The 17,203-nt window shown below is 64.6% G+C and carries 20 protein-coding genes; 10 read left to right on the plus strand and 10 right to left on the minus strand.

Translation table 11 applies throughout. The features are described from left to right. The first annotated feature begins 21 nt into the window (after positions 1 to 21). Positions 22 to 1,494, plus strand: a complete 1,473-nt coding sequence (atpD, locus tag LK535_RS00385) for a F0F1 ATP synthase subunit beta (protein ID WP_227769929.1) — start codon at positions 22 to 24, stop codon at positions 1,492 to 1,494. A gap of 116 nt (positions 1,495 to 1,610) precedes the next feature. Continuing rightward, complete coding sequence (locus tag LK535_RS00390; RefSeq protein ID WP_227769930.1) at positions 1,611 to 1,862, plus strand: ATP synthase F1 subunit epsilon; 252 nt, start codon at positions 1,611 to 1,613, stop codon at positions 1,860 to 1,862. A 162-nt stretch (positions 1,863 to 2,024) separates the two neighbouring features. Here LK535_RS00390 and dapE read toward each other — a convergent pair whose 3' ends face one another. The 8 genes from dapE to LK535_RS00430 all read right to left on the minus strand — a co-directional run bounded on the left by dapE (position 2,025) and on the right by LK535_RS00430 (position 7,319). Next, positions 2,025 to 3,152 carry a succinyl-diaminopimelate desuccinylase gene (gene dapE, locus LK535_RS00395; protein ID WP_227769931.1) on the minus strand — a complete coding sequence of 376 codons (1,128 nt, stop codon included), beginning with the start codon at positions 3,150 to 3,152 and terminating at the stop codon, positions 2,025 to 2,027. After that, on the minus strand, positions 3,149 to 3,814 hold the full coding sequence (locus LK535_RS00400; RefSeq protein WP_227769932.1) for a glutathione S-transferase family protein: 666 nt from the start codon (positions 3,812 to 3,814) through the stop codon (positions 3,149 to 3,151). The genes dapE and LK535_RS00400 overlap by 4 nt, the downstream gene beginning before the upstream one ends. Before the next feature lie 37 nt (positions 3,815 to 3,851). Further along, positions 3,852 to 4,562, minus strand: coding sequence for a ribosome biogenesis GTP-binding protein YihA/YsxC (yihA, locus tag LK535_RS00405; protein WP_227769933.1), 711 nt, complete (start codon positions 4,560 to 4,562; stop codon positions 3,852 to 3,854). Beyond that, entirely contained in the window at positions 4,559 to 6,262 is a 1,704-nt protein-coding gene (gene yidC, locus LK535_RS00410) for a membrane protein insertase YidC (protein WP_227769934.1), read from the minus strand. The genes yihA and yidC overlap by 4 nt, the downstream gene beginning before the upstream one ends. Before the next feature lie 15 nt (positions 6,263 to 6,277). Beyond that, positions 6,278 to 6,490: a membrane protein insertion efficiency factor YidD gene (gene yidD, locus LK535_RS00415; RefSeq protein WP_227769935.1), complete on the minus strand. Its 213-nt coding sequence runs from the start codon at positions 6,488 to 6,490 to the stop codon at positions 6,278 to 6,280. After that, positions 6,487 to 6,807 (minus strand): ribonuclease P protein component, encoded by a 321-nt coding sequence (rnpA, locus tag LK535_RS00420; protein WP_227771017.1) that lies wholly within the window; start codon positions 6,805 to 6,807, stop codon positions 6,487 to 6,489. Before rnpA ends, yidD begins: the two co-directional genes overlap by 4 nt. A gap of 35 nt (positions 6,808 to 6,842) precedes the next feature. After that, positions 6,843 to 6,977 (minus strand): 50S ribosomal protein L34, encoded by a 135-nt coding sequence (rpmH, locus tag LK535_RS00425; protein ID WP_028056723.1) that lies wholly within the window; start codon positions 6,975 to 6,977, stop codon positions 6,843 to 6,845. Between the two features lie 84 nt (positions 6,978 to 7,061). After that, a complete protein-coding gene (locus LK535_RS00430) occupies positions 7,062 to 7,319 on the minus strand; it encodes a hypothetical protein (RefSeq protein ID WP_227769936.1) in 258 nt (85 codons plus the stop codon). A 124-nt stretch (positions 7,320 to 7,443) separates the two neighbouring features. Here LK535_RS00430 and LK535_RS00435 point away from each other — a divergent pair, with 124 nt between their 5' ends. Then, positions 7,444 to 8,952 (plus strand): YifB family Mg chelatase-like AAA ATPase, encoded by a 1,509-nt coding sequence (locus LK535_RS00435; protein WP_227769937.1) that lies wholly within the window; start codon positions 7,444 to 7,446, stop codon positions 8,950 to 8,952. Between the two features lie 16 nt (positions 8,953 to 8,968). Here LK535_RS00435 and LK535_RS00440 read toward each other — a convergent pair whose 3' ends face one another. After that, positions 8,969 to 10,585, minus strand: coding sequence for a putative bifunctional diguanylate cyclase/phosphodiesterase (locus tag LK535_RS00440; RefSeq protein ID WP_227769938.1), 1,617 nt, complete (start codon positions 10,583 to 10,585; stop codon positions 8,969 to 8,971). A gap of 196 nt (positions 10,586 to 10,781) precedes the next feature. On the opposite strand from LK535_RS00440, the gene ffh reads away from it, so the two are divergent. The 4 genes from ffh to rimM are packed head-to-tail and all read left to right on the plus strand — an operon-like array spanning position 10,782 to position 13,385. Beyond that, the gene (gene ffh, locus LK535_RS00445) at positions 10,782 to 12,296 is read left to right on the plus strand and encodes a signal recognition particle protein (protein ID WP_227769939.1); all 1,515 of its coding nucleotides are present in this window, start codon (positions 10,782 to 10,784) and stop codon (positions 12,294 to 12,296) included. Between the two features lie 32 nt (positions 12,297 to 12,328). Further along, complete coding sequence (rpsP, locus tag LK535_RS00450; RefSeq protein ID WP_227769940.1) at positions 12,329 to 12,742, plus strand: 30S ribosomal protein S16; 414 nt, start codon at positions 12,329 to 12,331, stop codon at positions 12,740 to 12,742. A 48-nt stretch (positions 12,743 to 12,790) separates the two neighbouring features. Then, a complete protein-coding gene (locus LK535_RS00455; RefSeq protein ID WP_227769941.1) occupies positions 12,791 to 12,928 on the plus strand; it encodes a hypothetical protein in 138 nt (45 codons plus the stop codon). A gap of 13 nt (positions 12,929 to 12,941) precedes the next feature. Then, positions 12,942 to 13,385: a ribosome maturation factor RimM gene (gene rimM / locus LK535_RS00460; protein WP_227769942.1), complete on the plus strand. Its 444-nt coding sequence runs from the start codon at positions 12,942 to 12,944 to the stop codon at positions 13,383 to 13,385. 83 nt (positions 13,386 to 13,468) lie between these two features. On the opposite strand, the gene LK535_RS00465 is transcribed toward rimM, so the two are convergent. After that, positions 13,469 to 14,374, minus strand: a complete 906-nt coding sequence (locus LK535_RS00465; protein ID WP_227771018.1) for an NAD(P)/FAD-dependent oxidoreductase — start codon at positions 14,372 to 14,374, stop codon at positions 13,469 to 13,471. A gap of 171 nt (positions 14,375 to 14,545) precedes the next feature. On the opposite strand from LK535_RS00465, the gene LK535_RS00470 reads away from it, so the two are divergent. From LK535_RS00470 to rplS, 3 genes are read left to right on the plus strand one after another with little or no spacing between them, the layout of a single operon-like run. Further along, the gene (locus LK535_RS00470) at positions 14,546 to 16,060 is read left to right on the plus strand and encodes a serine hydrolase domain-containing protein (RefSeq protein WP_227769943.1); all 1,515 of its coding nucleotides are present in this window, start codon (positions 14,546 to 14,548) and stop codon (positions 16,058 to 16,060) included. Further along, on the plus strand, positions 16,057 to 16,782 hold the full coding sequence (trmD, locus tag LK535_RS00475; protein ID WP_227769944.1) for a tRNA (guanosine(37)-N1)-methyltransferase TrmD: 726 nt from the start codon (positions 16,057 to 16,059) through the stop codon (positions 16,780 to 16,782). The genes LK535_RS00470 and trmD overlap by 4 nt, the downstream gene beginning before the upstream one ends. Before the next feature lie 5 nt (positions 16,783 to 16,787). After that, positions 16,788 to 17,174, plus strand: a complete 387-nt coding sequence (gene rplS, locus LK535_RS00480) for a 50S ribosomal protein L19 (RefSeq protein WP_227771019.1) — start codon at positions 16,788 to 16,790, stop codon at positions 17,172 to 17,174. The last annotated feature ends 29 nt before the right edge of the window (positions 17,175 to 17,203 follow it).

Raw genomic sequence — 17,203 nt, forward strand, 5'->3', positions numbered from 1 at the left:
TTCGAAAGCAGGAAGCAGAACATGGCCACCGTCCTTGAGGATCGTCCGACCACTTCGGGCAGCAACAATGTCGGCCGCATCAGCCAGGTGATCGGCGCCGTCGTCGACGTGACGTTCGACAACCACCTGCCGGCGATCCTGTCGGCGCTGGAAACCGAGAACAACGGCCAGCGCCTTGTGCTCGAGGTTGCCCAGCACCTGGGTGAGAACACCGTCCGCACGATCGCGATGGACTCGACCGAGGGCCTGACCCGCGGCCAGAACGTGACCGACACCGGTGCGCAGATCACCGTGCCGGTTGGCCCGGCAACGCTCGGCCGCATCCTGAACGTCGTCGGCGAGCCGATCGACGAGCGCGGTCCGGTCAACTCGGCGCACCATGCGCCGATCCACGCGTCCGCTCCGCTGTTCGTCGATCAGTCGACCGAGAGCGCCATTCTCGTCACCGGCATCAAGGTCATCGACCTGCTCGCCCCCTATGCGAAGGGCGGCAAGATCGGCCTGTTCGGCGGCGCTGGCGTGGGCAAGACCGTGCTCATCCAGGAGCTGATCAACAACATCGCGAAGGGCCACGGCGGCACGTCGGTGTTTGCAGGCGTCGGTGAGCGTACCCGCGAGGGCAACGACCTTTACCACGAGTTCCTCGACGCTGGCGTTATCGCCAAGGACGCCGACGGCAACCCGACCAGCGAAGGTTCGAAGGTGGCGCTGGTGTTCGGCCAGATGAACGAGCCGCCGGGCGCCCGCGCACGCGTCGCTCTCTCGGGCCTGACGATCGCGGAGTATTTCCGTGACGTCGAGGGCCAGGACGTGCTGTTCTTCGTCGACAACATCTTCCGCTTCACCCAGGCGGGCGCAGAAGTGTCGGCACTTCTCGGCCGTATTCCTTCGGCCGTGGGCTACCAGCCGACCCTGTCGACCGACATGGGCGCGCTGCAGGAGCGCATCACCTCGACGAACAAGGGCTCGATCACTTCGGTGCAGGCCGTGTACGTGCCCGCCGACGACCTTACCGACCCGGCGCCGGCCACCTCGTTCGCTCACCTCGACGCGACGACGGTGCTCAGCCGCGCGATCTCCGAACTCGGCATCTATCCGGCGGTGGACCCGCTGGACTCGACCAGCCGCGTTCTCGAGCCGCGCGTTGTCGGTCAGGAGCATTACGAGACGGCTCGTGCGGTGCAGACGATCCTGCAGAAGTACAAGTCTCTGCAGGACATCATCGCCATCCTCGGCATGGACGAGCTGTCCGAAGAGGATAAGCTGACCGTCAGCCGCGCGCGCAAGATCCAGCGCTTCCTGTCGCAGCCGTTCCACGTCGCCGAGGTGTTCACCAACATTCCGGGCAAGTTCGTGCAGCTGGAGGACACGGTCCGCTCGTTCAAGGCAGTCGTGAACGGCGAATACGATCACCTGCCGGAAGCAGCGTTCTACATGGTCGGCGGCATCGACGAAGTCGTCGCCAAGGCCGAGAAGCTGGCGCAGGAGGCGTAAGCCGATCTCCCTCCCGCACCGCGGGAGGGATCAGGGGAGGGGGCGGCCGTAAGGCTCCCCTTCCAAGCGGCCTACCCAAACCCCTCCTGGATCCGGGAGGGGAGTGAGAAGAAGAGATGCTCCACTTCGAACTCGTCACTCCCGAACGTCTCGTCCGTAGCGAAGACGTCTATATGGTCACCGTGCCGGGCACCGAAGGTGACTTCGGCGTGCTGGAAGGCCACGCTCCGCTGATGTCGACCATCCGCGATGGCGACCTGCTGGTTCACAAGACCCAGGGCGCCGCGCCCGAGACGATCGCCATCCGCGGCGGTTTCGCGGAAGTGAATGCCAACGGCCTGACGGTCCTTGCGGAACAGGCCGGCTGATCCAACGCCAGTGGGCGCGTATCAGGGGAGCGCGGAGTGCCTGGGGCATTCCGCGCTCTTTCTGTATGCAGGGTGGGTGAATGGCGGAGGGCTCTGCCCCAGCACTGGGTGGAGCTGCGTGCCGGGCACCGGTGCTGACCTCCGCGCGTAAGTCCCTCCGTCTCAGGAACCAGCGTTGCCGATGCGGGCGAGAAAGTCAGCGTAAATGTCAGTAAGCGCGTAGAGATCTGCGACGGATACGGCCTCGTCTAGCTTGTGCATGGTGGCGTTAAGCAGCCCGAACTCGACCACCGGACAGAGTGCCGAGAGGAAGCGAGCGTCCGAGGTGCCGCCAGTGGTGGAAAGCTCGGGCGTGATTCCGGTGTTTGCCTCGATGGCTGCTGAAAGGATCGTCGAGAGCGGCCCTGGTCCGGTCAGAAACGCCTCTCCCGATACGATTCCGCGAACCTGCGCTTCGGGAGCGTGGCGGTGAACCACGGAGGTGATCCGTTGCGTCAGATCCAAGCCGCGATGCTGATCATTGAAGCGGATCGACAGGCGGGCAGAGGCCTTGGCCGGAATGACGTTGGTCGCCGGGTTGCCGACCGCAATGTCCGTGACCTCGATATTCGACGGCTGGAACCAGGCATTACCCTCATCAAGCACAATGCCGTCGATCTCGGCCAAGGCGGCGACCAGCCGCGGGATAGGATTATCAGCGAGATGCGGATAAGCGACGTGGCCCTGGCGGCCAGGCACGTCGATCCAGATGTTGACCGATCCCCGGCGACCGATCTTGATCATGTCGCCGAGCCGCGCCGCAGAGGTCGGCTCACCCACCAAGCAGAAGTCCGGCTTCAACCCCCGAGCCTGCATACGTTCGATCAGCGCACGGGTGCCGTAGACGGCTGGACCTTCCTCATCGCCAGTGATGATGAGGCTCGTCGTGCCCGGCCCCTGAGCCCTTGCTGCCGCCGCGACGAAAGCTGCAATGGCGCCCTTCATGTCGACTGCGCCACGACCGTAAAGCAGCCGGCCGCGGACGTCGGGAGTAAAGGCGCCGCTCGTCCAACCCTCGCCGGGTGGCACCACGTCGACATGACCAGCGAAGGCGATATGGGGCGAGCCATTGCCGCGAACCGCCAGCATGTTTTCGACCGGGCCGTCCGGCGACTCGCCAAGTATGAACCGCTCGACGTCGAAGCCGAGGGGCTCTAGCGCGGCTTCCAAAACGTCGAACACCGCTCCGCGTGCCGGCGTGACGCTTTCGCAGGCGATCAGCGCCTTCGCCAGCTCAAGCGTATCGGTCATGCGCGGGCGGGTTGCTCGAACTGCTCAATCACCCAATCCTCCTCCTGCGCACCGGCAATCCAATCCTGCATGAAGGGGTGGGTGAGCACCGAGTGGATATAAGCGGCGGCAAATCGCGGAACGGGCAGCGAATAGGTGACGATGCGGGTGCAGACTGGGGCGAACATGATGTCCGTCGCCCCAAAGTCCCCGAACAGGAACTGGCCGTCTCCTGCGAAACGCGCGCGTGCTTGTGCCCAGAGCTCCATGATTCGCGAGAGGTCCGCCACTACAGCTTCAGAGGGCGGCACTGGCGAATAAACCTGGCGAATGTTCATGCTATGCTCGCGGCGCAGCGCGATGAAGCTGGAATGCATCTCGGCCGCCATCGAGCGAGCCATGGCGCGGGCCGCCTCATCAGCCGGCCAGAACCGGTCCCGGCTAACCTTGTCGGCGAGATATTCGATGATCGCGAGACTGTCCCACACGACAGCCTCGCCATCCCACAGGATCGGCACCTTCCCGGAAGAGGGTGCGAATTCGGCGCCCTCACGCCGGCGGTCCCAATCCTGATCGTACAGCGGCACGACCACTTCCTCGAACGGCAGGCCCGATTGCTTGCAGGCGAGCCAGCCGCGGAGCGACCAGGACGAATAGGCCTTGTTGCCGATGATGAGCTTCATGGGACCGGGCGTATCGCCGCCGCGTCCCATGCGCAACTCAACCGATCGCTTCGACTACCGCCGCGCGCAGTTCCGGAATGCCCATGCCCTTTTCCGAGGAAGTGGCGATGATCTCCGGATGGGCGGCCGGTCGCTTGCGAGCCTCCGCGATCGTGCGCTGCGTCACCTCGGCAAGGTCGGTCGCCTTGATCTTGTCTGCCTTGGTCAGGACCATGCGATAGCTGACCGCCGCCTTGTCGAGCATGTCGAGGATCTCACGATCCACATCCTTGATGCCGTGACGCGCGTCGATGAGCACCAGCGCGCGCTTCAGAACCTGCCGCCCGCGCAGGAAGTCGTTCACCAGAAAGCGCCACTTCTTGACCATGTCCTTGGGCGCCTTGGCGAAGCCGTAGCCGGGCATGTCGACGAGGCGGAACTGGAGCGGCTCGCCAACGTCGAAGAAGTTCAATTCCTGTGTGCGTCCCGGCGTCACAGAGGTGCGCGCCAGGGTCTTGCGGCCGGTCAGTGCATTGATCAGCGACGATTTGCCGACGTTGGAGCGGCCGGCAAAGGCCACTTCGGGAACATGGGGTTCTGGCAGGAACTGAAGCGCCGGAGCCGATCTCAAAAACGTGATGGGCCCCGCGAAAATCTTGCGCGCGGTTTCAATCGCCTCGGCCGAGTTGGTCGCCTGATCGTCGTCCGTCAAAGCTTCCGCGCCAGCCTGCGGCTGGTTCTCTTCCGCAGGCTGGGAGGGGGTGGTCATTTCGCGGGAGCTTCCTTCAGGCCTGGATGGCGGGCGTAGAGCAGCTTTTGCTGCAGAATGGTGAGCACGTTGGAGGTGATCCAGTAGACCTGAAGGCCGACTGCGAACGGGGCCATTACGAACATCAGCACCCACGGCATCAGCGAGAAGATCTGCTTCTGCGCGTCATCCATCGGAGCCGGGTTCAGCTTGAACTGGAAGTACATGCTGATGCCGAGCAGGATAGGCACTACGCCGATCGCGAGGAACGAGGGAGGCGTGAAGGCAAGCAGGCCGAACAGGTTCACCGGGGTGAGCGGATCGGGCGCGGACAGATCCTTGATCCAGCCGACGAACGGCTGATGCCGCATTTCGATGGTCAGCATCAGCATCTTGTACAGCGCGTAGAAGATCGGGATCTGAAGCAGGGTGGGCAGACAGCCGGCGAGAGGATTGACCTTCTCGGCCTTGTAGAGCGCCATGATCTCCTGCTGCATGCGCGGCTTGTCGTCCTTGTACCGCTCCTGGATCGCCTTCATTTTCGGCTGCACGGCGCGCATGTTGGCCATGGAGGCGAACTGGCGCTGAGCAATCGGGAACATGAGGAGACGGATCGTCAGCGTCAGCAGGATGATGGCGATGCCGAAGTTGCCCAAGTGGCGGAACAGCCAGTCGAGATAATAGAAGATCGGCTTTTCGATGAGGCGGAACCAGCCCCAGTCGAGCGCATAGTCGAAGCGGTTGACGCCTTCCTTATCGGTATAATGATCCAGCAGACGGACTTCCTTCGCGCCGGCGAAGAAGCGGCTGCTCTGCGTGACCTGACGACCGGGCTGCAGCAGTTGTGCGCTGCTGGTGTAATCGGCCTGGTACGCCTTGTTGGCGCCCGCACGGAACTGGCCGTCGAAGGCGCGTGCCTGATCGGGGATCAGCGCAGTGAGCCAATATTTGTCGACGAAGCCCAGCCAGCCGCCGGTAGTGGAGAAGCGCTTGTCGCCTTCGTCCACGTCCTTGAAGTTGACGTCGTAATCCGCCTTGTCGTTGTGCACCGACATCGGCCCGACGTGAACGGTCCAGCTGTCGGGATCCTCCGAAACGCCAGCACGGTTGACGAGGCCGTAGGCGGCGACGGGAACAGGCGCCGGACCCGCGTTTGCCACCGTCTGCTTGATGCTGAACATATAGCCGTCATCAACCGACAGCTCGATCGCGAAGCGCTGACCCTTCGCATTGGCGGCGGTCAGCGTCACCGGCCTGCCGGGCGCCAGAAGCTGGGAAGATGCAGTCCAGACCGTGTCCGAGGACGGAGGCGCCAAGCCCTCGTCACGCCAGCCGAAACCAGCAAAATACGCATCGCGCGTGCCAGCCGGCGACAGGAGACGCACCGGGGGCGAGTCCTTAGCGATGGTTTCCTTGTAGTTCTTCAGCACCAGATCATCGATCCGGGCGCCGCGCAGATTGATCGAGCCATGCATGGTCGGCGTGTCGATCTGAACGCGCGGCGCTTCGCGCAGAACAGCCGTGCGATCACGGATCGCAGCGGGCGTGTCGGCAGTGGGATCGGCAGCAGGCTGAGGCAAAACCTTCTGCTTGCCAGCCTCGATCTTGGTTACCGGAGGGTTGGCGGTCGGAAAGAACCGGTTCTGGATCACCGGCCATCCGAACAGGATCAGCGCCGCGATCACCGCGAACAGGACAAAGTTCTTATTCTCTTGGTTCACGAGCGCCCAATTCCCTTACGGCACCGGATCATAGCCGTGCCCGCCCCACGGATGACAACGCGCGATCCGCTTCGCCGCCAGCCAGCCGCCACGTGCGGCCCCATAGCGGCGCAGCGCCTCGATTGCATAGGCCGAACAGCTTGGCTGATATCGGCACGACGGCGGCAGGATCAGCGAAGGGCCAAGCTGCCAGCCGCGCGCCAGGAGGATCAACAGCCGTGCGATCATCGGCTGACCTTGCGCAGCGCCTTGCTGAGCTCCGCCCGAAGACTGGCATAATCACGTTCGATGCCGCCCATGCGGCCAATCAGCACGTGATCGGCGCCAGATACGCCCTCAGTCGGCAACAGCTCACGCGCCAAGGCACGCAACCGGCGCTTCATCCGGTTACGTACCACAGCGTTGCCGATCTTCTTGGTTACGGTGTAGCCAACGCGCATCGCAGCGTCGCCATCATCGCGTGGGCGCACCAGCAGCACGAAGCCAGGCATTGGCGCACGCCGTCCAGCATTCGCCGCCAGGAAATCCCGGCGGCGAGTAAGCATGGTCAAGCTTGAGTCCGTCTTATCCTGTAAGACGGTTAGGCCGACAGCTTCTTGCGGCCGCGCGCCCGGCGCGCGCGGATCACGGCGCGACCGCCGACCGTCGCCATCCGTGCACGGAAGCCGTGACGGCGTGCCCGCACCAGGTTGCTCGGCTGAAAGGTCCGCTTCATGGTTCATTCCCGAATCTGAAAAATAAAGGCCGCCACGAGGGACGGCCCGAATGGTGCGCGGCATAAGCGAAGGCGCGGTGCAAGTCAACGCGAGCCGAGGACACGATCGCGCGCCCGCCGCCGCCGCTCGCTAGGCCGGCGCATGACCCGATCGACCATGTTGCCAATGCGCGGCCAGCGCCGCTTCACGCGCGCCCAGCGCACCTGAGCCCAGCGCGAGTTGCGCAGGATCAGGATCATGCCCCCTGCAAACAGGAAGATGCCGCCGGGGCCGGGCAGGGGACCCATCAGCGCGGCACCCACAAGCAGGAGCCCACCGAGGGTCAGTTGCAGAATACGCATCACAGGATGGCGGTCGCGCATGGCAGCCATGTGGCGAAGGTGTGTTGCATTGGCAAGACGCGCGCGGGAGCTTCGCAGCGGCCGGAAAGCCGGTATGAGCAGGGGCGGGGAGCAGGGGGGATCTATGGCGGCGATCGTCGCAACGGTAGCGTATCTCGGATTGGAGGCGCGCGCCGTTGAAGTGCAGGTGCAGCTGATCGCAGGCTTGCCAGCATTTAATCTGGTCGGACTGGCCGATAAAGCGGTGGGCGAGAGTCGCGAGCGGGTTCGGGGAGCAATCGCCGCGATGGGGCTTGCGCTGCCGCCGAAGAGAATTGCGGTCAACCTGTCGCCGGCGGATTTGCCCAAGGAGGGGTCGCATTTCGACCTGCCGATTGCGCTTGGCCTGCTGGCCGCGATGGGGGTGGTCGATGCCGAAGCGCTGGCCGAATATGTCATTGTTGGCGAGCTGACACTGGATGGCCGGCTCGCGCCCTCGCCGGGCGTGTTGCTGGCGGCGCTGCACGCGGCGGAGATCGGCAAGGGGCTGATTTGTCCGGCGTCCCAAGGCGCAGAGGCAGCCTGGAGTGGATCAATCGACGTGGTCGCCGCACCCGACCTCCTGTCGCTCATCAATCATCTGAAAGGCCATGGCCTTTTGCCGGCACCGCGCGCCGGCGACGTGGAGACGAGCGCAAAGGGCCCCGACCTGCGGCAGGTCCGTGGTCAGGAAACGGCAAAACGCGCGCTGGAGATTGCAGCGGCCGGCAACCACAATCTGCTGATGGTCGGGCCACCGGGCTCGGGCAAGTCGCTGATGGCGGCGTGCCTGCCGGGAATACTGCCGCCGCTCGACCCCGGGGAAGCGCTTGAGGTCTCCATGGTGCAGTCGGTGGCCGGCACGCTGGAGGGTGGGCGGCTGACGCGCACCCGACCCTTCCGCGCACCGCATCACTCTGCCTCCATGGCGGCGCTGACGGGCGGCGGGCTGAAGGTGCGGCCGGGCGAGGTGAGCATGGCGCACCTCGGCGTACTCTTTCTCGACGAGTTGCCTGAGTTCCAGCGCGCGGTCCTCGACTCGCTGCGACAGCCGCTCGAGTCCGGGAACGTCAGCGTGGCCCGGGCCAATGCGCACGTTACGTTCCCCGCGAAAGTTCAGTTGGTCGCGGCGATGAACCCGTGCCGGTGCGGCTATCTTGGCGATGCGGGGCTCGCGTGCGCAAGAGCTCCAAAATGCGCGGCGGATTACCAGGCGAAGGTTTCTGGTCCGCTGCTCGACCGGATCGACCTGCACGTGGAAGTGCAGGCGGTCAGTGCCGTGGACCTGATGCTGCCACCCTCCGCGGAAGGATCGGCGGAGGTCGCGACGCGAGTCGCTGCAGTGCGCAGCGCCCAGGCGGAGCGTTATCGCGAAGCCGGGATCCGCACGAATGCGGAAATCGATGGCGAGCTGCTGGAGAAGTTCGCGACGCCTGATCCTGCCGGTCGCGCCCTGCTGGCGCAGGCGGCCGAAGCGATGCGGCTATCCGCTCGCGGTTATACCCGCATCCTGCGGGTGGCGCGCACGATCGCTGACATGGCCGGCAGTGCCGAGATCGGACGCCTTCATGTGGCCGAGGCGCTGAGCTATCGACGGCAGCCGCCGAGGAACTAGGCGGCGTCCCGCTCGCTCAGCCGACGAGGCGGCGCTCAGCTTCTGACGCTGCGCTGCCGGCGGCTAGCAGACGGCGCTCGGCCAGCAGCCGACGCGTATTCGCCGCGTCCATCGGGCGGCCGTACAGATATCCCTGTCCGCGCGCGCACCCGAGTGCGCGCATCCGCGCTTCCAGCGCAAGATCCTCAATGCCTTCCGCGGTCACCGGCAGGTTCAGGCTAGCCCCGACACTGGCGACGGCACCCACAAGGGCGGCGCTGTCCTGATCATCAGCGATCGCCTGCACGAAGCTGCGGTCGATCTTGATCCGGTCAAAGGGAAGCGCGCGCAGGTGGCCGAGGCTGGAATAGCCAGTGCCGAAATCGTCGAGCGCGACGCGGATGCCCTGGTTCTTCAGGCTGCCGATAATGGATTGAGCAAGCGGCAGATTCTCGAGCAATGCCCGTTCGGTGATCTCGATCTCCAGCCGATGCGCGGGGAATCCGGTTTCCAGCAGTAGCTTGATGATCTTCTGCGGCAGCCAAGCATCGCGCAATTGGACGGGCGAGACGTTGATCGAGATGGTTAGTGCCGGATCCCAATCGCGAGCGGCCTGGAGGGCTTGGCTCATCAGAGACTGGGAAAGATCGGCTATCATGCCGGTCTGTTCGGCAATGGGGATGAAGCGATCCGGTTTGATCTGACCGTGTATCGGATGTTCCCACCGCGCGAGCACTTCAAAGCCGAGCAGCTGGCCACTGCTCAGATCGATCTGCTGGTCGAAATAGGGCACGATCTGCCCGGCCGGGATGGCGGCGCGAAGCGCGCTCTCCAACTCGTTGCGGGCGTGCAGCGCGCGGGCCATGTCCGGATCGAACCAGCTGAAGCGATTTCGGCCGGCTTCCTTTGCGGCATACATCGCGATGTCTGCCGCCCGAATGAGGGCTTCGACCGAGGTGCGCTCCTGATCGGAGCGCGCGATCCCGATCGAGGCGGAAACACGGATCGACGTATCGCCAAGATCAACCGGGCGCGCCAGCCGGCTGACCAGCCGTTCCGCGATACGCTGCACCGTCTTCGGCTCGGATGGATTGAAGATGAAGACGCAGGCAAACTCGTCCCCCCCGACGCGCGCAGCGAGGGACAAGGGCGGAAGTTCGTTGCGAATCTCCGTCGCGACGCGGGCAAGCAGCGCGTCGCCAACCGCGTGGCCGTGCAGATCGTTAATCGTCTTGAACCGATCGAGGTCGATCATGAGCATCGCAACGGCGAGGCGGCGCTGCGTAGCGTCCTGGATCATCGCCGCGCCTTCTTCGACCAGGGCGCGCCGGTTCAGAAAACCGGTGAGGGGATCGTTGAGGGAAAGTCGACGCGCACCTTCGCTGCTGTCCAGATGATGGTGCAATCGCTGTGCGAGCTCCACGTGGCGTTTGCGACCGACGAGAATGACCGCAAGATTCAGCAGAAGTGCGATGATGAGCGGCCATACCAGCGGTTCCGCCGCTGCCGACCCGTTTCGGATAACGGCTATGATCACTGCGGCCATGACGACCACGCACAATGCGACGGCCGCCATCGTCGCGAGGCCGACCGGCGTCGCGCGCGTCTCGCCCCCGGCAGGACGCGCGGGCTCGTAGGCGGTGGACTCATCCATGTCCTGCCACTTTGCGACGATAGTATGTAGAAGGCGTTAATGGTGCCGCGGCTTGCCCTTGCTGGCTTGTTGCGTTACAGGGCGCGCACGTTCCGTGTTGAACGCTGATGACAAGCGCCCATGTGGTGCACGCTGGCCGGCGAGGTTTCGCCCGCCGGCGCTTTTGCGTTTGGGCGGGTGAAGGAGTTTTGACGCGATGTTCGACAGCCTGAGCGATCGTCTTGGCGGTGTGTTCGATCGTCTGCGCGGCCGCGGCGCGCTGACGGAGGCGGACGTGCGCCAAGCGATGCGCGAAGTGCGCGTCGCCCTGCTGGAGGCGGACGTCGCGCTGCCGGTTGCGCGTCAGTTCGTCGACGATGCAACCGAGAAGGCGATCGGCCAGAACGTGCTTCGCTCGGTCACACCGGGCCAGCAGGTCGTCAAGATCGTCCATGACGCGCTGGTCGCGATGCTGGGCGGGGAAGATCCGCAGGCCGCCGAGCTGAAGATCGACGTCACGCCGCCGGCGGTGGTGATGATGGTCGGCCTGCAGGGTTCGGGCAAGACGACTACCACCGCGAAGATCGCCAAGCGGTTGTCGGGCGGCCAGATGGGTCGCGATCGCAAGAAGGTGCTGATGGCGTCGCTCGACGTCAATCGTCCTGCTGCGCAGGAGCAGCTCGCGACGCTCGGCAAGCAGGTCGAGGTCCAGACGCTGCCCATCGTGCCGGGCCAGCAACCGGTGGAGATTGCGCGGCGGGCGCTGCAGGCCGCGAAGCTGCAGGGTTTCGACGTCCTGATGCTCGATACGGCGGGCCGCTTGCACGTCGACCAGGCGTTGATGGACGAGATGAAGGCCGTCGCGGAAATCGCGACGCCGCAGGAAATCCTGCTCGTCGTCGACTCGCTGACGGGGCAGGACGCGGTCAACGTCGCGCAGAGCTTCTCCGATCAGGTGCCGCTCACCGGTGTCGTGCTGACCCGGATGGATGGCGACGCGCGCGGCGGCGCGGCGCTTTCGATGCGCGCCGTCACTGGCAAGCCGATCAAGTTCGCCGGCGTCGGCGAAAAGATGGATGCGCTCGAGGCGTTCCATGCCGAGCGCGTTGCCGGCCGTATCCTCGGCATGGGCGACGTCGTCAGCCTCGTCGAAAAGGCGGCGGAGTCGATCCAGCAGGAAGACGCCGAACGCATGGCGGCGAAGCTGGCCAAGGGTCAGTTCGACATGAACGACCTGCGCGGCCAGCTGGCGCAGATGCGGCGCATGGGCGGCCTTGGCGCGCTCGCGGGCATGATCCCGGGCATGAAGAAGGCGCAGGCGGCGATGGCCAACGGCGCGGTCGATGAACGCATCCTGCTTCGTATGGACGCGATGATCACCTCGATGACGCCCAAGGAGCGCGCCAAGCCGGAACTGATCAACGCCAAGCGCAAGATCCGCATCGCCAAGGGCAGCGGCACGACCGTTCAGGACGTGAACAAGCTCCTGAAGATGCATCAGGAAATGTCCACGGCGATGAAGAAGATCCGCAAGATGGGCGGCATCAAGGGCATGCTGGCCATGCTCGGCAAAGGTGGCCCTGGCGGCGGCATGGCCGGCATCGGTAATGCCATCGGCGGCCCGGAGCTTGGCGACATGCTGGGCAAAGCGGGTGGCGGTGGGCTGCCGGGCCTGCCTGGTTTGGGCGGTGGTGGCGCGCTGCCGCCGGGATTTCCGAAGTTCAAGAAGTAATTTTTTCAGATACGTAGAAGGAAGAGACTACAATGGCACTGAGCATTCGCCTGTCGCGTGGCGGTTCGAAGAAGCGTCCTTATTACCGCATCGTCGTTGCCGATGCGCGTAGCCCCCGCGACGGCCGTTTCATCGAGAAGATCGGCAACTACAACCCGCTGCTCGCCAAGGACGACGAGAAGCGCATTGTGCTGGACGCCGAGCGTGCCCGTCACTGGCTGAGCAACGGTGCGCAGCCGACCGACCGCGTTGCTCGCTTCCTTGACGCGGCTGGCGTGCGTGAGCGTGCGGCCCGCAACAACCCGAAGAAGGCCGAGCCGGGCGAGAAGGCCAAGGAGCGAGCCGAGGAGCGCGCCGAGAAGCTGAAGGCACAGCAGGAGGCTGAGGCTGAAGCGGCGAACGCAGGTTCGGGCGAGACCGAAGCGGCCGAAGCAACCGCCGAGTAAGCATCCGATCCGATCATGGCGCGTTCCTTTCGCTGAAAGGAGCTCGCCATGATTCCAGATCCTGACCCCCGGACCGCCAATGATGACGACGAAAAGGTCGCCAGCAACGAAGGGGTCTCCGCCCCCGACCCAGCTGAAGGGCGCGACGACGCCCCGGCCGGCGACGAAGGCTCACCTAACGGGTGAGCCTACCGTCGTCATGGCGGCGGTGACGGGGCCGCACGGCATCGCCGGCGAAGTGAAGCTGAAGCTTTTCGCCGACGATGTGGCGGCGTTCACGTCGTTCAACAACGGAGCGCTGACGCTCCGGTCGCTTCGCGGCAACATCGCCCGGTTCGCCGAAGTACTGGACCGCAACGCCGCAGAAGCGCTGCGCGGAACCGAGTTGACGGTGCCGCGATCGGCCCTCCCGCCTCTTGAGGAGGGGGAATATTATCATGCCGATTTGCTCGGGCTCCCCGTCACATCCGAAGCCGGTGAGGTGATTGGGCAAGTCGTTGCCGTCGAAAATTTCGGGGCTGGCGACGTGATTGAAATCGAGCGGCCGACCGGCAAGCGTTTCATGGTGCCCATGAACCAGCAGGCTGTGCCTGAATGGGATAGCGAACGGCTGGTCGTTGCCGAGGCATTCGCAGCCGAGTGATCGGCGCGTGAGAGCCGGTGGCTCCGCGCAATGAGCGGCTGATCTCTGCCGCTGATCCTGCCTTCACCGTCAAGGTCCAGCATTTAACGTCGCAGCGCGCGTCGCTCGCTGAGCTCGTTACGAATCGTTGTGGCCGCGACCCCGGCTTGACCCATGGCGTGGCTGATCTGATCCAATCCCCTGACGACATCCCCTGCGGCGTACAGCCCGGGCAGCGTGGTACGTTGATGCTCGTCCGTGACGATGCAGCCGTCGTCGGTGCCGCGCGCGCCTGCTGCCAGCGCGAGTTCAGAGCGGATCTTTGATCCCAGCGCGGGATAAACGCTGTCGAAGCGCAGGCGTCCCGCTGCACTATCCATGGCGAACTGTCCGTCTTCGATCGCGAAGCCGCCACACGGGCCGTCGACGCGGGCGATGCCGGCAGTATCAAGTGCGGCAGCGCATTCTTCGTCAAGCATGTGCTCGGCATCCGGCGCAATCAGGGTGATGTCTCTGGAATACCCGCGCAGGAAGAGCGCTTCCCGCATGCCGTGGCTGCCGGTTCCGATCACCCCGATCCGCTTGTCCGTGACCTCATAGCCGTCGCAGATCGGGCAATAGCGAAGCAATCCTTGTTCCAGGGCGCGGTCATGCAGCGCATCATCCATGTCGGGTCGGTTGTTCACCACGCCGGTCGCCAGCAGCACTGTCCTGGCCTGAACCTCCATGTCGGAAGTGCGGACGAGGAAGGTGTCCTCCTGTGGCTCAATCCCGGTGACGTGTGCGTGATGGCGCCTTACGCCAAAGGAGGCGGCCTGTTCGCTCATCCGCCCGAGCAGGTCTTTGCCGCTGATCCCCCCCGGAAAACCGGCGTGATTGTGGGTGCAGGGGATCAGGGCGGCTCGGCTGGATCCGTTGTCGAACAACAGAATGTCGAGGTGAAAACGGGCGAGATAAATGGCGGACGTCAGTCCTGCCGGTCCGCCGCCGATGATGACACAATCATGCATGGCGGTCGGAGCGATCAAGAGCGCAGGTGGTTCCATCACCGAAACGGCGCTTCGGGGAGAGGCCGTTTCGCCCGCCCCGATCGACGACGACGGTTCCGCGTTGCCCGTCGTAGTTGACGGGCAAAGGGCGGCAGGTAACGCTGGCACCCGAATACGACCCGGGGGAAGATCATGATCCGCGCGTTATCTGCTGCCTTGCTGCTTGCCTCATCGACTGCTGCCTCAGCGCAGGTGGTGGCACCTGCGCCTGCTGCTGCACCCCGCGCATCAAGCGTGGAGGGCCTTGAGCCGCAGCTTACCATGATCTTCGACACGTGGATGAAGCAGACCCATGTGCCGGGGCTGGTCTATGGCGTGGTGAAAGACGGCAAACTTGTCCTGGTGCGGGGGCTCGGCGTGCAGGACGTCGCCAGTGGTAAGCCGGTGACGCCCGACAGCCTGTTTCGTATTGCGTCCATGTCGAAGGCCTTCACTGCCATGGCGATCCTGAAGCTGCGCGACGAAGATCGCCTGTCGCTGGATGCGCCGGCGGAACGCTATGTCCCCGAAATGCGCGGCTGGACATACCCCAGCGCGGACAGTCGGCGGATCCGGGTGGCGGATCTGCTCCACCACACTGCCGGTTTTGTCGAGGACAATCCTTGGGGCGATCGGCAGCAGCCCCTGCCGGAAGCTGCTTTCAGTGCCATGCTCAAGTCGGGCGTGCCGTTCGCCCAGGCGCCTGGCCAACGAATGGAATATTCCAACCTTGGTTATGCCACGCTGGGGCGGATCGTAAGCAATGTGTCGGGGGTGCGCTACCAGGACTACATACGCCGCGAGATCATGGCGCCCTTGGGGATGACGACCACAGGCTATGATGTGCTGAACGGGCCACAGGACGTGCGTGCTCTTGGTTATCGCTGGCAGGACGACGCCTGGGTTCGCGAACCGGACATGGCGGACGGCGCGTTCGGGGCGATGGGCGGGGTGCAGACCAGTGCCAATGATTACTGGCGCTGGGTCGCCTTTCTTCTCTCTGGCTGGCCGGCCCGCGACGGCGCCGAAGCCGGTCCGATAAAGCGGGCGACAGTTCGCGAGATTGTTGAAGGCGCCAATTTCGTAAGCACGGTGGACAAAGCGAGCGCGTCCGGACGGATGTGCCGGGTGGCCACGGCTTATGGGATGGGCTGGTCCGTCGTGAATGACTGTGATGTCGGCCGCATCGTGTCTCACAGTGGCGGTTACCCGGGCTATGGCTCGATCGTGATGATGTTGCCGGAGGCAGGCGTGGGTGTATTCGCCTTCGCGAACCGTACCTATGCCGGACCCAGCAAGCCGGTGCTGGAGGTGCTCTACCAGTTGCGTCAGGCGGGGCTTGCGGATGAACGCGCACTTCCGGTCTCCACCGACCTCGCCCGCGCCTATGACATCGCGCGCGACGTGTGGAAGCGCGGTGATCCCGCTCGCGCGCCGCTGGCGAACAACGTGGCGCTTGATCGCGATTTGGCCCGGCGTCGCAAGGATATCGTTGAACTGAAGGAGCGCGTCGGCGCCTGTCGCACCGATGCGCCGATTACGCCCATCTCTGCCATGGAGGGCACGTTCACCTGGACGTGCGCCAACGGCAACGTCGCCGGACGGGTGCAGCGTGCGCCGACACCATCGTTGAGTCTTCAGGTGTTGAGCTTTACCGCCGCCGAGTGACCTTTCATGCAACCGTCCTGACGCTTTACCCCGAGATGTTCCCCGGGCCACTTGGCTATGCCATTGCCGGCAGGGCGCTGGCGGAGGGACGTTGGGCGCTCGACGCCGTCAATATTCGCGACTTCGCCACCGACCGCCACCGGACGGTGGACGACACGCCGGCGGGCGGCGGGGCGGGAATGGTACTGCGGGTCGATATCCTGGCGGCTGCGGTGGACGCGCAGGGGCAAGGCCGACCAGTTCTTGCCATGACTCCGCGGGGCAAGCCGCTGACCCAGGCGCGGGTGCGAGCGCTTGCGGCAGGGCCGGGCGCCATCATTCTGTGCGGGCGCTTCGAGGGTTTTGACGAGCGCCTGTTCGAGGGTCGCCAAATCGAGGAGGTTTCGATCGGCGACTATGTGCTGTCCGGTGGGGAGACGGCCGCGCTGGTCCTCCTGGACGCTTGCGTCCGGCTGCTTCCCGGCGTAATGGGCGCCGCTTCAAGCGGTGTCGAGGAAAGCCACGAAAGCGGCCTGCTCGAGTATCCGCATTATACCCGACCTCAGGAATGGGAAGGGCGCACGATCCCCGAAGTGCTGCGATCGGGGGATCATGCGAAAATCGCCGCTTGGCGTCAGCGCCGGGCGGAGGAAGATACACGGCTACGGCGGCCGGACCTGTGGGAGCGCCACGTCGGCGCTCGGGTCAACCGCCCTCTGGCGCGCGGCGACGAACAGGAATGAAGTTTATGAACCTGATCCAGCAGCTCGAAGCCGAGCAGATTGCCAAGCTGACCGCGAACAAGAAGATCCCGGAATTCCGCCCGGGTGATACGCTCAAGGTCGGTGTGAAGGTCGTCGAGGGTGAGCGTACCCGCGTCCAGAACTACGAAGGCGTGTGCATCGCGCGTTCGAACAAGGGCATGGGCTCGTCGTTCACCGTCCGCAAGATCTCGTTTGGTGAGGGCGTGGAGCGCGTGTTCCCGCTGTACTCGCCGAACGTTGATTCGATCGAGGTGGTGCGTAAGGGCGCCGTCCGTCGCGCGAAGCTCTATTACCTGCGCGGTCGTACCGGCAAGTCGGCGCGTATCGCCGAGCGTCGCGACAACCGTCCGACGGCTGCCGCTGCGGAGTAATCCCTCAGCGCAATCAGTCGAAAAAGGCG

The sequence above is a fragment of the Sphingomonas sp. IC4-52 genome, assembly GCF_020707225.1.
In the GTDB taxonomy this organism is placed as follows: Bacteria; Pseudomonadota; Alphaproteobacteria; order Sphingomonadales; family Sphingomonadaceae; genus Sphingomonas.

What these genes read in the sequence shown, in the direction of transcription:
- atpD (WP_227769929.1), top strand. Translation starts at nt 22, where the DNA reads ATGGCCACCGTCCTTGAGGATCGTCCGACCACTTCGGGCAGCAACAAT.
- LK535_RS00390 (WP_227769930.1), top strand. Translation starts at nt 1,611, where the DNA reads ATGCTCCACTTCGAACTCGTCACTCCCGAACGTCTCGTCCGTAGCGAA.
- dapE (WP_227769931.1), bottom strand. Translation starts at nt 3,152, where the DNA reads ATGACCGATACGCTTGAGCTGGCGAAGGCGCTGATCGCCTGCGAAAGC.
- LK535_RS00400 (WP_227769932.1), bottom strand. Translation starts at nt 3,814, where the DNA reads ATGAAGCTCATCATCGGCAACAAGGCCTATTCGTCCTGGTCGCTCCGC.
- yihA (WP_227769933.1), bottom strand. Translation starts at nt 4,562, where the DNA reads ATGACCACCCCCTCCCAGCCTGCGGAAGAGAACCAGCCGCAGGCTGGC.
- yidD (WP_227769935.1), bottom strand. Translation starts at nt 6,490, where the DNA reads ATGATCGCACGGCTGTTGATCCTCCTGGCGCGCGGCTGGCAGCTTGGC.
- rnpA (WP_227771017.1), bottom strand. Translation starts at nt 6,807, where the DNA reads ATGCTTACTCGCCGCCGGGATTTCCTGGCGGCGAATGCTGGACGGCGT.
- rpmH (WP_028056723.1), bottom strand. Translation starts at nt 6,977, where the DNA reads ATGAAGCGGACCTTTCAGCCGAGCAACCTGGTGCGGGCACGCCGTCAC.
- LK535_RS00430 (WP_227769936.1), bottom strand. Translation starts at nt 7,319, where the DNA reads ATGCGTATTCTGCAACTGACCCTCGGTGGGCTCCTGCTTGTGGGTGCC.
- LK535_RS00435 (WP_227769937.1), top strand. Translation starts at nt 7,444, where the DNA reads ATGGCGGCGATCGTCGCAACGGTAGCGTATCTCGGATTGGAGGCGCGC.
- LK535_RS00440 (WP_227769938.1), bottom strand. Translation starts at nt 10,585, where the DNA reads ATGGATGAGTCCACCGCCTACGAGCCCGCGCGTCCTGCCGGGGGCGAG.
- ffh (WP_227769939.1), top strand. Translation starts at nt 10,782, where the DNA reads ATGTTCGACAGCCTGAGCGATCGTCTTGGCGGTGTGTTCGATCGTCTG.
- rpsP (WP_227769940.1), top strand. Translation starts at nt 12,329, where the DNA reads ATGGCACTGAGCATTCGCCTGTCGCGTGGCGGTTCGAAGAAGCGTCCT.
- LK535_RS00455 (WP_227769941.1), top strand. Translation starts at nt 12,791, where the DNA reads ATGATTCCAGATCCTGACCCCCGGACCGCCAATGATGACGACGAAAAG.
- rimM (WP_227769942.1), top strand. Translation starts at nt 12,942, where the DNA reads ATGGCGGCGGTGACGGGGCCGCACGGCATCGCCGGCGAAGTGAAGCTG.
- LK535_RS00465 (WP_227771018.1), bottom strand. Translation starts at nt 14,374, where the DNA reads ATGCATGATTGTGTCATCATCGGCGGCGGACCGGCAGGACTGACGTCC.
- LK535_RS00470 (WP_227769943.1), top strand. Translation starts at nt 14,546, where the DNA reads ATGATCCGCGCGTTATCTGCTGCCTTGCTGCTTGCCTCATCGACTGCT.
- rplS (WP_227771019.1), top strand. Translation starts at nt 16,788, where the DNA reads ATGAACCTGATCCAGCAGCTCGAAGCCGAGCAGATTGCCAAGCTGACC.